Origin of the sequence: Clostridium manihotivorum (genome assembly GCF_004015185.1) — a bacterium.
Lineage (GTDB): Bacteria > Bacillota > Clostridia > Clostridiales > Clostridiaceae > Clostridium_AR > Clostridium_AR manihotivorum.
On the sequence record NZ_CP025746.1, the window covers coordinates 1201211 to 1216400 of the forward strand.

At 33.5% G+C, this 15190-nt stretch carries 11 protein-coding genes; 10 read left to right on the forward strand and 1 reads right to left on the reverse strand.

The window, feature by feature from the left end; genetic code table 11:
- The first annotated feature begins 334 nt into the window (after positions 1-334).
- A complete protein-coding gene (locus C1I91_RS05320) occupies positions 335-916 on the forward strand; it encodes a suppressor of fused domain protein (protein ID WP_128211811.1) in 582 nt (193 codons plus the stop codon).
- 85 nt (positions 917-1001) lie between these two features.
- Positions 1002-1844, forward strand: a complete 843-nt coding sequence (gene hisJ / locus C1I91_RS05325) for a histidinol-phosphatase HisJ (RefSeq protein ID WP_128211813.1) — start codon at positions 1002-1004, stop codon at positions 1842-1844.
- A 208-nt stretch (positions 1845-2052) separates the two neighbouring features.
- Here the strand turns inward: hisJ and C1I91_RS05330 are convergent, their stop codons facing one another.
- Positions 2053-2904: a hypothetical protein gene (locus tag C1I91_RS05330; RefSeq protein ID WP_128211815.1), complete on the reverse strand. Its 852-nt coding sequence runs from the start codon at positions 2902-2904 to the stop codon at positions 2053-2055.
- A 438-nt stretch (positions 2905-3342) separates the two neighbouring features.
- Between C1I91_RS05330 and C1I91_RS05335 the strand changes: the two genes are divergently transcribed.
- The 8 genes from C1I91_RS05335 (at position 3343) to ilvD (ending at position 15181) form a co-directional block, all read left to right on the forward strand.
- On the forward strand, positions 3343-3705 hold the full coding sequence (locus C1I91_RS05335; RefSeq protein ID WP_128211817.1) for an ArsR/SmtB family transcription factor: 363 nt from the start codon (positions 3343-3345) through the stop codon (positions 3703-3705).
- A gap of 178 nt (positions 3706-3883) precedes the next feature.
- Positions 3884-6208, forward strand: a complete 2325-nt coding sequence (locus C1I91_RS05340; protein ID WP_128211819.1) for a heavy metal translocating P-type ATPase — start codon at positions 3884-3886, stop codon at positions 6206-6208.
- An 810-nt stretch (positions 6209-7018) separates the two neighbouring features.
- Positions 7019-7546 carry an acetolactate synthase small subunit gene (ilvN, locus tag C1I91_RS05345; protein WP_128211821.1) on the forward strand — a complete coding sequence of 176 codons (528 nt, stop codon included), beginning with the start codon at positions 7019-7021 and terminating at the stop codon, positions 7544-7546.
- Positions 7547-8039: 493 nt separating this feature from the next.
- Entirely contained in the window at positions 8040-9632 is a 1593-nt protein-coding gene (cimA, locus tag C1I91_RS05350) for a citramalate synthase (RefSeq protein ID WP_128211823.1), read from the forward strand.
- Between the two features lie 12 nt (positions 9633-9644).
- The gene (gene leuC / locus C1I91_RS05355) at positions 9645-10904 is read left to right on the forward strand and encodes a 3-isopropylmalate dehydratase large subunit (RefSeq protein WP_128211825.1); all 1260 of its coding nucleotides are present in this window, start codon (positions 9645-9647) and stop codon (positions 10902-10904) included.
- Between the two features lie 13 nt (positions 10905-10917).
- Positions 10918-11406, forward strand: coding sequence for a 3-isopropylmalate dehydratase small subunit (gene leuD / locus C1I91_RS05360; protein ID WP_128211827.1), 489 nt, complete (start codon positions 10918-10920; stop codon positions 11404-11406).
- 435 nt (positions 11407-11841) lie between these two features.
- Positions 11842-12933 carry a 3-isopropylmalate dehydrogenase gene (gene leuB, locus C1I91_RS05365; protein ID WP_128211829.1) on the forward strand — a complete coding sequence of 364 codons (1092 nt, stop codon included), beginning with the start codon at positions 11842-11844 and terminating at the stop codon, positions 12931-12933.
- 589 nt (positions 12934-13522) lie between these two features.
- Positions 13523-15181: a dihydroxy-acid dehydratase gene (ilvD, locus tag C1I91_RS05370; RefSeq protein WP_128211831.1), complete on the forward strand. Its 1659-nt coding sequence runs from the start codon at positions 13523-13525 to the stop codon at positions 15179-15181.
- The last annotated feature ends 9 nt before the right edge of the window (positions 15182-15190 follow it).

Consider the following 15190-nt stretch of genomic DNA (forward strand, 5'->3'; position numbering starts at 1 on the left):
TCTTATTTTTGACTTGAAATTTCTACACAAAAAAGTAGGCAGAAAGTGTAACTATTATATAGGCATACCTGATAAAAAATCACTTATGATTGCTTGTTAGCGATTTGTTATCAGGTATGATATAATAAAGTACCTATTCATGTAAAGGTTTTCTTCATTTTGGTATAGAAATTATCAATTAAGCTTATGGCTTCATAGAGTATGCTGAAAAGTTAATGTTTTTAGTAGAAAGTGGTATGATTTCTAGGCAATTAAGCTTAGGAATCTACATGAAGTGGTCCATCTATCTAGTAAGTATTTAGAACTAAAATATAATAGGATAAGGGGAATATATATGGGGTTTAATAGCGTTAATAAAAGTAGTAAAACTGATGCTGAGGTTTTTGTAGAAAGACTTGAAAGCATGTTTGGAAAACCAGACTCTATTAGGAAAGCGGAATGTTTGGATGGAGGAACACCAATCCATATATTTTATTATTACAATCTTCCAAAGAAGGGTATGATAACTTCTGTTACCTATGGGTTATCTGAAGGTAACCATCCAGATTGGAGCAACGGAAGACCTGAACTAATGGTTACTGTCAAATCTGAGGAAGAAGCTTGGGGATTTGCTTCAGCATTTCTAGCTACCAATTTTAGAGGAGAAAAACCATTTGGGTATGGAGATTTGTTTACCTTAGAAGAGCCTATATCGAAGGATTCTGATATGGTAGGTTATTTTGTTTTTGCACCTTCTATTTTGGATCAATCACAAGCTAAGATAGAACTTCCAACGAAGACTGTATATCTAACAGGAATGTACCCATTGTATAGTGAAGAAATTGAGCTTTTTAAAACTATAGGAATAAAGGATTTCTTTAGTTTAGATGGATATGATTTGTATGATGTAAAAAGAAAGAATCTTGGATCTAAATAAAGAGTCATATACGGAAACTTTATAGTAGACATAAGTAAAAATAAATATTATCATCAAGATACAATCTTCAAAAGGAGGGATAAAAATGGAACTGTTTAACTATCATATGCATAATCACTATTGTGATGGGAAGGGTGAGCCTGAAGACTATGTAAAGAAAGCTATTCAACTTGGCTTTAAGGCTATCGGTTTTTCTAGCCATGCTCCAGTAGCTATACCAAATAACTGGACTATGAAGCAGGAGGACTTAGGAAAATATGTTGATGAAATATTAAGTTTAAAAGAAAAGTATAAAGAAAAAATCAATATATGCTTAGGATTAGAGATAGATTATATAAAGGGTATCATGGGGCCAGGAGATGAAATATATAAAGCTATTCCACTAGAATATAGTATAGGATCAGTTCATTTTATGCCTATCAAAGACAGTGGAGAGTATCTAACTGTAGATTATTCAGAAGAAGAGCTAAGAAAAATAATCAATGATGGTTATGATGGTGATGCTTATAAGTTTGTAGAAGCGTATTATACTTTTATTAGGGAAATGGCTTCTTCAAGCAAGCCTAATATCATAGGTCATTTAGACTTGATAAAGAAATTTAATAAGGATAATTTGTTTTTCAGGGAAGATGACTCAAGGTATGTTAATCAGATTGAAAAAACATTGCAGGTAATAAAAGAAAATAAGCTTATTATAGAAGTAAATACAGGTGGAGTAACTAGAGGGTATATTAAAGAATATTATCCAAGTGAATGGATAATAGCAAGATGTAAAGAGATGAATATACCTATGAATATAAGTAGTGATGCTCATGTTGTGGATAATATTGATGGGTGCTTTGATGCTGCTGCCAAGCAGTTAAGAGATAATGGAATAGAGGAACAAAAAGTGTTATTTGAAGGTAAGTGGATCTATAGCAAACTATAATATATAAAGGTATTGTTAAAACTTTATATAAGTATTATAGGACTACTAAGCTTTTAGTGTAAATTAAAGAATAATATGTGGACAGCTAGCACTTTTTCGATAATTGAATAAAGAGCATATATATAAAATTCGCTGAAGAAAGTTAATTCAGCGAATTTTTATTTAGTTAATGTATGTTACAAATAAAATCTTACATAAGGTACAATAGTTAACTCAGCTTAAGCTTTGTGTTGATATAGAAACATGAATTAATACAGCTATCAGCAATATTATAATTATTATTGGCAACAGCACTAACGTAAGCTAGTCTGTAAAATTTATCTGCTTCTGCAATATCCTTAATAAATTTGTAGTATTGGAAAAGGGAAAAGTATATATCAGCCTCATAGAGCTTATTATTATAATACCTGTAATCATAAGTCAAATCTTCAATAATCTCCATATATTCCTTGAGTTTATATGAGTTAGAGTCTTCTAGATATATGCTCAATATATTGCAGCATGCAACAAGTTTTTCTTCAGTATTACTGCTAGAGTCAAATAAAAGCTTATGAATTTCTACAGCATTTTTTGAAAAGCCTTTTTCTTTTAAAATGTTTGCTTTTAGGGTTAGCAGATTAAATAGATTAATATTATTTACACCAAAACTACTTTCAAAAAACAATATATTATCTAAGGCTTCGTCAAACCTTTTAAGCTTCTTTAAGACCAATATGTAATTTAGCAATATTTTTGATTTTTTGTAAGAAGGTACATAAAGATTATCATTTAGTGCTTCTGATAGTATTTTATATGCTTCATTAACTTTATTAAGTTTTAAAGCCAATGAACTTAGGCATATTGAAATCTTTGCTTTAATATCATCATCACTATTAATTCTTAATTCATAAGCCTTTTTGAAGCAATAATAGGAGTCGAGAATCTTACCTTTATTATTGAGTTTATCGCCTAATTTTAAAAATAATGATAATGGATCACTTTTTTGACTTACTAAACATAGGAAATCTTGATTCTCTATTAAAATTTTCTCTATTTTATAATCATATAATTTGTAATTCATGTGATATCTTCCTTTAAAATAAATTTAGTTTAGAAAAATACAACATTTTCAGAGTTACCTAATAAATGTTTTGTAATTACATTTTACCATAAAAATACAAATCATGAATAATTATTTACAAAATATGTAAAGTGAATTAATATATAAGTATCATTATAAGGAGGTTTGTAACATGATAGATCCAATAGGACAATGGGATTAGTATAATATTGTTAAGAGAGGGTTAAAAATGATTTTTGTGAATTATTTTTAAACCTCTTTTTACTTTCTATGAAAGCATAAAATTTTTAGTTTTTATGAATCTCCATGAAGTCCAAATAAAAATATTTCTCAATTTCACCCTTTTTTTATTGACCATTTTTAACTGAAAGAATATAATGATATTAACATATGAACACTTATTCATATGTTTGTTGGAAAATTATATGAGGTGATTAAATGATTAATGAAAAAGTTGAAAGTTGTAATTGCACCATTATACATGAAGATGTTATAAGACAAGTTAGTGAAAAGATTCCACAAGAAGAAACACTATACGACTTGGCGGAACTTTTTAAAATATTTGGAGATAGTACAAGAATTAAGATAATATGTGCGCTTTTTGAGGCTGAGATGTGTGTTTGTGATATTGCCGCTTTGCTAAAGATGACTCAGTCAGCAGTATCTCACCAGCTTAGGGTCTTAAAGGCTTCTAGATTGGTTAAGCATAGAAGAGAAGGAAAGGTTATTTATTATTCCCTAGATGATGAACATGTAAAAAATATATTTAACCAAGGCTTAGAACATATAACAGAGGGCTAATTGCTGAAAGTTAATAAGTTATACTTTAAAATTAGGCTCTGTTAATTTATAAAATTTGGTTCTTTTAATTTCAATAATATTACTACACATAGCAAAAGCTTAAAAATATATCAAAGGTTAGAAAATATAAAAAAGTTATATACAAGAAATGGCACCAGTTTTTTAAGGGGGAAGATAAATGGAACAAATAAAGCTCTATCTAGATGGCCTTGATTGCGCGAACTGTGCAGCTAAAATAGAAGATAAGATAAATAAGCTAGAAGAAATAAAAGAAGCTAATGTTAATTTTGCAAATAGAACCTTAACTATGACAGTGGAAGAACAATATAAGGAGAGCATCATATCAAAGGTTACAGATATAGTTGTAGCTCAAGAGCCTCATGTTAAGGTAAGAAAGCCTGCTAAGGCAAAAATAAATAGGACATTAAAGTATCATGCACCCTGTGAGGATGAATGTTGCCAAAACAATAGTGAGTATGAAGTTAAAGATGGCGAAAATATAAATATTCAATTAAGTCACAAAGAAGCTATACATGAACATGAGCATTCAAATAATAGTGAGCATTCACATGCACATGAGCACCATGAACATGAACATCATAACGGTGAAGATGAGCATGATCACCATGGACATGACCATGAACATGGGGGTGAGTTATCAAAGGCAAGAATAGCAAGGATTGTTGCTGCTATAGTTATATATGCTGTAGGTATGATATTCAATTTTGGTTTCTACGGAGAACTAGGGGTATTCTTAGTAAGTTATATTCTTGCTGGAGGGGATGTTCTACTTCTAGCACTAAGAAATATTAAAAAAGGTGAAGTATTTGACGAAAATTTCTTGATGGTTATTGCCACTATAGGAGCTTTTGCTATAAAAGAGTTTCCGGAAGCTGCAGCAGTTATGCTGTTTTACCAAATTGGTGAAGCTTTTCAAGATATGGCTGTTGACAGATCAAGAAAGTCTATACAAGGGCTTATGGATATAAGGCCAGATTATGCTAACTTAAAGCTAGCCTCAGGTGAAACAAAGGTTGATCCTGAAAGTGTAGAAGTTGGGGATATCATAATTGTAAAGGCAGGAGAAAGAATTCCTCTAGATGGAGTAGTGTTAAAAGGCGAAGCATCTATAGATACCTCTGCTCTTACAGGAGAGTCAATACCTAGAGAAGTGACATCCGGTGATGAGGTACTATCAGGAGCCATTAACAAAAATGGTTTGTTAGAGGTTAAGGTAACCAAAGACTTTGGTCAATCAACAGTAGCTAAGATCTTGGATCTTGTTGAAAATGCAGGAAATAAGAAGGCTCAAACAGAGAAATTTATAACTAAGTTTGCTAGATACTATACACCGGCAGTAGTTTTTGCTGCTTTAGCACTTGCGTTTATACCTCCAATTATAATGAGTGATCACAATTTCTCTCATTGGATATATAAAGCACTTACCTTCTTAGTTGTTTCTTGTCCTTGTGCTCTTGTTATATCTATTCCTTTAACTTTCTTTGGAGGAATTGGAGCGGCATCAAGACAAGGTATACTGATAAAGGGAGGCAACTACCTAGAAGCTCTTAACAGAGTTAAGACAGTGGTCTTTGATAAAACTGGAACCTTGACAAAAGGTGTGTTTAAGGTTTCCAATTTAGAAAATAAAAATGGTTTTACAAAAGAACAGTTGATTGAGTATGCAGCTTATGCTGAATTTTATTCTAACCATCCTATAGCTATTTCCATAGTTAAGGAATATGGTAAGGCTATAGATAAGAATAAAATAGATTCCTTTGAAGAAGTTTCTGGAAGGGGAATAAAAATTAATTTTAATGGACAAGAAGTTTTAGCAGGAAATATAAGACTAATGGAGGATAACTCCATAAAAGCTGAAAATCCTAGTGAAGCTGGAACTTTAGTACATGTTGCGATAGACAAGAAGTATGCTGGTTTTGTATTAATTGCTGATGAAGTAAAAGCTGACTCAAAACAAGCTATAGAAAGCTTAAGAAGAAATGGTATTGAGGATATAGTTATGCTTACTGGCGACAATAAAAAGGTTGCCGATGCAGTGGCTGAAAAGCTTGGTATTAAGAAGGTATTTTCAGAGCTTCTACCTGCAGATAAGGTGGAAAAGCTTGAACAGATATTTAGTAAAAAGCAAGAGAAGGATGCAGTTGTCTTTGTAGGAGATGGAATAAATGATGCACCTGTTCTGGCAAGAGCAGATATCGGAATAGCAATGGGAGGAGTTGGCTCAGATGCTGCAATAGAAGCAGCAGATGTGGTTATAATGACTGACGAACCTTCTAAAATATCAACAGGTATAAATATAGCAAAGAGAACCAATGTAATAGTTTGGCAGAATATAGTTTTTGCCTTAGGTGTAAAACTTCTTATTATGGCTCTTGCAGCAGTAGGATATGCTACTATGTGGGAAGCTGTTTTTGGAGATGTAGGAGTTGCACTTATTGCAGTTTTAAATTCTATGAGAATTTTAAAGGTTAGAAAAAATTAACTATTTTACTTTTTGAAAACTATATAATTACAAAAATAGCAATATAATATGTTTAAAAATATTATATTGCTATTTAATTTTTAAATGTATTGACATATCACCACATCATCAATAAAATCATAATTAACAATTAGTTCAATAAAAATTGAAAATATGCCCGTTAAAAATAAATGCGTTGACGGAGACAGTCATTTAGTTATTAAAAGCCACAGAGAGTCGAGGTTAGGTGAGAATCGATGTTTTTTCTAAGTGACAATCACTCTTGAGCAGAAACCTGAAAGCAATGGCGCAAGTAAGGAAATTCCGGTAAGCCCCGTTATAGGCAAGGGTTTGATTGAACCTGGTGATATTTTTTTATAAGGCGGAGATGATAACATATCCCACTTTAAATGATTTATATCATTAGAGTGGGATTTTTTTATTCTTTATTCCTCTCTTAGATACCTCACCTACGTTCAAAGGCATAGAAAGTACTTAATTACTTACTTAAAGTTCATCTGAAATTTTTCTATTAAAGCTACTAAGGTATAGATATACTAAAGAGTTCCTATATCGAAAATTAATTTATACTTGTTGGAAGATCACATCTTATGGTAATTTTCATGCATGTATTAATTAAGCCTCCATGATAAAGCATTATATATTGTCTAATATAATTTGAAAATTTTATTAGTATTTGGCATACATAAAAATAATATAACAGCATTAACTAAAGAAAGTCGTTTTAGCAAATTTTTTATAAACTTTTACTGTAAAAAAATTAAATATATTAATTTATATTGAATAATAACCGTATAATGGGAGGTTGCGATGGAAAGACATGTATTATCTGTTTTAGTGAAAAATTCATCAGGTGTACTTAGCAGAGTATCAGGGCTGTTTATGAGAAGGGGCTTTAATATTGATAGCTTATCTGTTGGTAAGACTGAGAATCCAGAGTTGGCTAGAATTACTATAACTTTAATGGGAGGAGATGAAGTTTTAGATCAATTCATTAAGCAATTAAATAAACTTCAGGAAGTCATCAAGGTGATAAAGCTTACACCAGATAATTCAGTAGTAAGAGAGCTGGTTCTTATCAAGATAAAAGCTGATGCCACTGAAAGAGCTGCTATAAATGATGTTGCAAAGATTTTTAGATGTAAAGTTGTAGATCTTGATAAAGAATGCTTAACTCTAGAGCTTACTGGAGATGATAGCAAGGTATCTGCTCTTATAAAACTTATGGAGGAATATGGGGTTAAGGAAATTGTGAGAACTGGACTTGCTGCAATTGAAAGAGGAAGTAAGGAAATAAGCTCTTATGGGGACTACTTTGAGGAAGAGTATGTAGGATAAGCAAAATAAATATATACAACAGTTAGTTATACTATTTCACGAGGTTTTCATAACTTCAAAGGGGCCATGTAGCTTTATGTGTCGGAAAATTTCGTAAATACAAAATTTTCAGTAAAATAATCCTTTAAAACTAATATTGAGTATAAAAGCAATAAGTAATAAAAAAGGGGTTTTGATAAAGAGTTCATATATGGAAAGTTAATTTATACTTGTTCGAAAATGGCGGGTTTTTGAGATTTTCGGTAATGTATAAATTAATAGTTGGAGTTGGATACCTATAGGTATCCTTTACGAAAACTTAATTTATGTATGTTCGATAATACCGGCTTCTGGGGATTATCGGGCATATATAAATTAATAGTTGAGTTAAGAACTCTATAGCAGGAATCATCATATACAGATAAACTAGTTATTTAATTAGTATTTTAATAAAGATTTCCATGTGAAATAAGTTTATCTATAAAACAGCAATAGCATTAGAAGGGGTGATTAATTGAATAGAAAAATCTATATTTTAGATTCTACCTTAAGAGATGGGGCTCAAGGACAAGGAATTTCATTTTCCTTAGAAGATAAAATTAAGATATGTAAGTCTTTAGATCAGTTGGGGATAGATTATATAGAAGCTGGCAACCCAGGCTCTAATCCTAAGGATATGGAATTGTTCAAATCTATGAAAAATATTACTTTAAACCATGCAAAGCTTGTAGCGTTTGGAAGTACTAGAAGGATGGGCACTAAGGTTGAAGAGGATAAGAATCTTAAAGATTTGTTAGAAGCTGGGGTGGATACAGTAGTTTTATTTGGAAAGTCATGGGACTTTCAAGTGAAAGATATATTAAGGACTACCCTAGAAGAAAACTTATCTATGATATATGAATCAATAAAGTTTTTGGTTGATAAGGGGAAGACAGTTATATTTGACGCTGAACATTTCTTTGATGGATATAAGAACAATGAGGGCTATGCCATAGAGACCATAAAGACTGCCAAGGAAGCTGGGGCTGAGGTTGTGGTTCTGTGCGATACTAATGGAGGAACTTTACCTCTAGAAATAATTAAAATTGTAAGTAATATTCATGAAATATTGGGGGATAGCTTAGGCATACATTGCCATAATGATATTGGAATGGCAGTAGCCAATTCAGTGACAGCGGTTGAAGGCGGAGTAAACCATATACAGGGAACCTTTATCGGCATAGGAGAAAGATGTGGTAATGCAAATCTATCTACAATATTACCAACTCTAATATGTAAGTATGATTATGAACTTGAAGCTAGTAAAAACTTAGATAAATTAACTAAAATATCAAGATACATCTCTGAAATATCCAATATAACTTTAACTGATGATACACCATATGTGGGAGCCTCAGCTTTTGCTCATAAGGGAGGTATGCATATTGACGCTGTATCAAAGGACCCTAAATCTTATGAGCATATAAAACCTGAACTGGTAGGCAATAAAAGAAGGTTTTTGGTATCTGAAGTTAGTGGAAAGAGCACTATTTGGAAGGAAGTTCAAAAGATTTTCCCAAATATAAAGAAAGATAGTGAAGAAGTAAAATCAATAACTAATAAGCTAAAAGAATTAGAATTTGAAGGCTACCAGTTTGAGGGAGCAGAGGGAACTGTGGAGCTGGTAATGAGAAAGATAATAGGTAAGTACGAGCCTTTCTTCAAACTAAATCATTTTAAGATTATAGGTGAGCAGCCATCTTTAAAAGGGACTTTTAGTTCTACGGCCTTGATCAATATAACCGTAGAAGGAAAAACAGAAATTACTGCTGCAGAAGGCGATGGACCAGTCAATGCTTTGGATAAAGCATTAAGAAAAGCACTAGAAATATTTTACCCTCAGCTTAGAAGTGTAAGACTTGTTGACTACAAGGTTAGAGTTTTAGATTCGGAGAGTAACACCGGGGCTAAGGTTAGAGTTCTTATAGAATCTACAGATGGAGTAGAGAAATGGAGCAATGTTGGAGTATCTAAGGATATCATCGAAGCTAGTTGGATAGCTTTGGTGGATTCAATTGAATATAAGTTGATTAAAGATATAGAAAGAAAAGTAAGAACTTATTTTTAGGAGGAATTTAAAATGGGGATGACAATGACTCAAAAAATATTAGCAAGCCATGCAGGACTTGATTATGTGAAAGCAGGACAACTTATACAAGCAAAGCTTGACCTAGTTTTAGGCAATGATATAACTTCACCTGTGGCTATAAAGGAATTTAAAAAGCTTGGAGATTTAGAAGTTTTTGATAAGGAAAAAGTTGCAATAGTGCCAGATCACTTTACTCCAAACAAAGATATAAAAGCAGCAGAGCAATGTAAATTCATAAGAGAATTTGCTCAAGATAAGGAGTTAACAAACTTCTTTGATATCGGTGAGATGGGAATAGAGCATGTTTTGATACCTGAAAAGGGACTGGTTGTAGCTGGAGATGTGGTTATAGGAGCTGACTCACATACTTGTACCTATGGAGCCTTAGGTGCATTTTCCACAGGAATAGGTTCTACTGATATGGCAGCTGGTATGGCTACTGGCAATTGCTGGTTTAAGGTGCCTTCAGCCTTAAAGTTTGTATTGAAGAATAAACCTGCTAAGTGGATAAGCGGTAAGGATATAATCCTTCATATAATAGGACTTATAGGTGTAGACGGAGCATTGTACAAATCTATGGAGTTTACTGGAGATGGTTTGAAATATCTTTCTATGGATAGCAGATTTACCATGGCCAATATGGCAATAGAAGCTGGAGCTAAGAATGGTATATTCCCAGTAGATGAAAAAACTGTTGAATATATCAAAGAGCATTCAACTAGGGAGTATAAGGTTTATGAACCAGATGAAGATGCTGAATATGATGAAGTTTATGAAATAGATCTAGCTACTTTAAGACCAACAGTAGCATTCCCTCATTTACCTGAAAATACAAAGACTGTAGATGAAACAGGAGAAGTTAAAATAAACCAAGTTGTTATAGGATCTTGTACAAATGGAAGATTAGAGGATCTCAGAGTGGCAGCTTCTATATTAAGAGGTAAGAAGGTTGCTAAGTATGTTAGAACTATAGTATTTCCTGGAACTCAAAAAAATTATCTTCAAGCCATGGAAGAAGGCTTATTGAAAGATTTTATTGAAGCAGGAGCAATCGTATCTACTCCAACTTGCGGACCTTGTCTTGGTGGTCATATGGGAATACTGGCTGCAGGTGAAAGAGCAGTATCTACTACAAATAGAAACTTTGTTGGAAGAATGGGACATGTAGAGTCAGAGGTCTATCTAGCAAGTCCAGCAGTGGCAGCAGCTTCAGCACTTACTGGAGTTATAACTGACCCAGAATTAGTTTAGGAGGAATAGGCATATGAAAGCAAAAGGAAGAGTTTTTAAATACGGAGACAATGTTGATACAGATGTAATAATACCAGCAAGATACCTAAATACTTCAGACTTTAAAGAGCTTGCGGCTCACTGCATGGAAGATATAGATTTAGAATTCGTAAATAAGGTTAAACCTGGAGATATCATAGTTGCAAATAAAAATTTTGGTTGTGGTTCTTCTAGAGAACATGCACCTATAGCAATAAGAGAAAGTGGAGTAAGCTGTGTTATAGCTTCTACCTTTGCAAGAATTTTTTATAGGAATGCTATTAACATAGGACTTCCAATCTTAGAATGTGAAGAAGCAGTAGCAGGCATTGATGCAGAGGATGAGGTTGAAATAGATTTTAATAATGGGGTAATTAAAAATCTTACAAAGCAGGAAGAATATAAGGCTGAACCTTTTCCAGAGTTCATGCAGGAGATAATAAGAAACAAGGGACTTATAGGTTATATAAACAATAATAAATAATTCTAATTATATGTGTGGAAATCAAGCCGCTCTAAACATTAAATGTGCCTGAAAGTGGCTTGATTACTATAAATTCTTAAGAAGTTAAGAATTTAAAAAGTTAACAATATAACAAATTAAGAAGTTAAGAAGTTGAAATTAAGTGGTCATTCATCCGATGCTTAAATGAGCTTACGCTAATAGCTCGCTCATAGAGCATCTCCTTCATAACCACTTAATTTTAATAATATTCTTAGCGAAGCTTAAACATAGTCTAAAATTTGAAAAGATAACAATTTAAAAAGATAAGTTATAGAGAGGACATTTGCCTTTTTAAGGATGAAAAATAAAAGCTCTGTTAAAGTACTGGGGCTTAAGCACTGGAGAAATATGATAGGCAGAGTAGTAAATAGTAAGCGTTATAACATTTAAGCGTAATAAAAGGGGGATATAAAGTTGACATATAAAGTTGCAGTTATAAAAGGTGATGGAATAGGACCGGAGGTTGTAGACGAGGCTTTAAAGGTTCTAGAGGTAATTGGGGAAAAGTATAATCATAAATTTGAATATAAATTCCTGCTTGCAGGAGGTTGTGCCATGGATGAAAAGGGGACACCGCTGCCAGAGGAAACCTTGGAAGAGTGTAAGAAAAGTGATGCTGTACTGCTTGGAGCAGTTGGAGGGCCTAAGTGGGATGATCCAACTGCTAAACAAAGACCAGAACAAGCTCTTTTAGGACTTAGAGGAGGTCTTGGACTTTATTGTAATTTAAGACCAGCCTTACTTTATGCACCACTAAGAGCTGCATCACCACTTAAAGATGAAGTTATTGGGGATGGAATAGATTTTTCAGTAGTAAGGGAGCTTACTGGAGGAATTTATTTTGGAGACAGAGGAAGATTTGAAGAGAACAATGAGCAATATGCTTATGATACTGAAAAATATTCGGTAACAGAGATAAGAAGAATTGTTAAAACCGCTTTTGATATAGCGGTTAAACGAAATAAGATTTTGACTAGTGTAGATAAAGCAAATATCTTAGAAAGCTCAAGACTTTGGAGGGCAGTAGTAGAAGAAGTAGCAAAAGACTATCCTGAAGTAAAAGTAAATCATATGTATGTAGATAACGCTGCAATGCAGATAGTTAGAAATCCAAGACAGTTTGATGTAATAGTAACTAGCAACATGTTCGGAGATATACTGTCAGATGAAGCTTCTATGATAACAGGATCAATTGGTATGCTGCCTTCAGCTAGTATAGGGGAAAATAATAGAGGTATGTATGAACCGATCCATGGAAGTGCACCTGATATAGCTGGCATGGGACTAGCTAATCCATTGGCAACCATACTTTCTGCAGCTATGATGCTTAAATTCAGCTTCAATCTTCAAGAGGAAGCTGAAGCTATTGAAAAGGCTGTACTAAGAGTGTTAGAAGCTGGTTATAGAACTGGTGATATATTCAGTGAAGGTATGAAAAAGGTTGGAACAAAGGAAATGGGCAGCTTAGTAATTGGAGAGTTAAGCTCTGTTAAAGTACCGTGTTGAAATTAAGTGGTCAGTCATCCGATGCTTAGACGAGCTTGCGCAAAGAATTAATATGATTTTGTCATATTCCATGGCTAAAACTGTAAACTCACTACGTTCGAACAGTACAGTTTTACTCTTTAATGATCATAACTTTTATAAAATTCTTATATTTTAATTTAAATGAAAATAATATAAAATGTCTTGATTAAAAAGAGTAAAGAGTAAAAAATTATGTCGCCTGCCAGAATTTCTTCACATACGTTCAGAAAAGGCAGATGCGCAAAAAATCACTAATGAAGAACGTATTAGTGATTTTTAAAGCTATTCCATCTGAAAAAATCATTTAATTCTAGTTGCTCGCTCATATAGCATCTCCTTCATGACCACTGAATTTCAACAATATTATTAAACATAGCCAAGAATAAAAAATAATTAGTTAAGTATCTATATTTTTGAATTAGAGACAAAAATACAAAGTTTGATATTTATCAAACTGTTATTGAAGCTATATATTTATATGATTTTATGAAGATTTAATTATAAGATTAAAAAATTATAGTTAAAGGTTTTTATATATATCTAAATTACAGGTAAAGGAGAAGAAAGAATGAGAAGTGATTTAGTTAAAAAAGGAGTAGAAAGAACTCCCCATAGATCTTTGTTTAAGGCAGCAGGCTTTACCGATGAGGAGCTCGATAGACCACTGATAGGAATAGTTACTTCCCATAATGAGATAATACCAGGTCATACTCATCTGGATAAAGTAGTGGAAGCAGTAAAGAAAGGAGTTCTTCTTGCAGGGGGAACACCTATAGAGTTTCCTGTTATAGGAGTCTGTGATGGTATTGCTATGGGGCATATAGGAATGAATTACTCCTTAGCTTCCAGAGAGCTTATAGCTGATTCAATAGAGTGTATGACCAATGCTCACGGCTTTGATGGCTTAGTGCTCATTCCAAACTGCGACAAGATCGTACCTGGAGCTATAATGGGAGCTTTAAGACTAAATATTCCTTCTATAGTAGTTAGCGGAGGACCGATGCTTGCAGGAAAGTTCAAAGGTAAGGATGTTAGTCTTTCCACTGTATTTGAAGCTGTTGGAGCATATAATAACGGAAGCATGAGTACTTGTGATCTAAAGGAACTAGAGGAAAAGGCGTGTCCTACTTGCGGTTCTTGTTCAGGTATGTATACAGCAAACTCAATGAATTGCTTGACTGAAGTATTAGGTTTAGCTCTACCAGGTAATGGAACTATTCCAGCGGTTTATTCAGAGAGAATAAGACTAGCAAAACAAGCAGGTATGAAGATTTTGGACTTGGTTAAAGCTGACTTGAAGCCTAGAGATATTGTAAATGAGAGAAGCATAAGAAATGCTCTTACTGTTGATATGGCTCTAGGATGCTCTACAAATAGCGTACTTCATCTAGCAGCTATAGCAAATGAAGCAAAGGTAGAGTTTGATTTAGATAAAGTAAATGAAATAAGCGGTGTAACCCCTAATCTTTGTAAGTTAGCTCCAGCTGGTGGCCATCACATTGAGGATCTATATTGGGCTGGTGGGATAAAAGCTGTTATGAAGGAACTTGCAAAGCTTAATCTTCTAGACTTAACCTGTGTAACTGCTAGCGGCTTAACTCAAGGTGAGATAGTTGAAGCAGCCTTAGAAGCTGATCATACTGTTGTGAAGTCCGTAGAGGAACCCTATAGCAAAACTGGTGGCATAGCAGTTCTAAGAGGTAACTTAGCAGTTGATGGAGCGGTAGTAAAAAGATCTGCAGTACTAAAGGAAATGATGGTTCATGAAGGCCCTGCAAGGGTATTTGACTCAGAAGAAGATACTATCAAAGCCATACTTGGTGGAGGCATAAATGAAGGTGATGTAGTTGTTATAAGATACGAAGGTCCTAAGGGTGGGCCTGGCATGAGAGAAATGCTTTCACCTACCTCTGCACTTGCAGGCATGGGCTTAGATAAGAGTGTTGCTTTGATTACAGATGGAAGATTCTCTGGTGCTACTCGTGGCGCTGCTATAGGACATGTGTCACCAGAAGCCTATGAAGGTGGTCTTATAGCTTTAGTTGAAGAAGGAGACTTAATATCAATAGATATACCTAATGGAAAGCTAGAACTTAAGGTAAGTGATGAAGTATTAAGTTTTAGAAAAGAAAAGTGGACTTTACCAGAACCAAAAATAAAAGAAGGCTATCTCAGTCGCTATGCAAGACTAGTAAGCTCTGCTAGTACTGGGGCAGTATTAAGATAGGAGGATCCC

Excerpts from the sequence above, each read along its gene's own strand:
- C1I91_RS05320 (WP_128211811.1), top strand. The coding sequence starts at position 335 with ATGGGGTTTAATAGCGTTAATAAAAGTAGTAAAACTGATGCTGAGGTT.
- hisJ (WP_128211813.1), top strand. The coding sequence starts at position 1,002 with ATGGAACTGTTTAACTATCATATGCATAATCACTATTGTGATGGGAAG.
- C1I91_RS05330 (WP_128211815.1), bottom strand. The coding sequence starts at position 2,904 with ATGAATTACAAATTATATGATTATAAAATAGAGAAAATTTTAATAGAG.
- C1I91_RS05335 (WP_128211817.1), top strand. The coding sequence starts at position 3,343 with ATGATTAATGAAAAAGTTGAAAGTTGTAATTGCACCATTATACATGAA.
- C1I91_RS05340 (WP_128211819.1), top strand. The coding sequence starts at position 3,884 with ATGGAACAAATAAAGCTCTATCTAGATGGCCTTGATTGCGCGAACTGT.
- ilvN (WP_128211821.1), top strand. The coding sequence starts at position 7,019 with ATGGAAAGACATGTATTATCTGTTTTAGTGAAAAATTCATCAGGTGTA.
- leuC (WP_128211825.1), top strand. The coding sequence starts at position 9,645 with ATGGGGATGACAATGACTCAAAAAATATTAGCAAGCCATGCAGGACTT.
- leuD (WP_128211827.1), top strand. The coding sequence starts at position 10,918 with ATGAAAGCAAAAGGAAGAGTTTTTAAATACGGAGACAATGTTGATACA.
- ilvD (WP_128211831.1), top strand. The coding sequence starts at position 13,523 with ATGAGAAGTGATTTAGTTAAAAAAGGAGTAGAAAGAACTCCCCATAGA.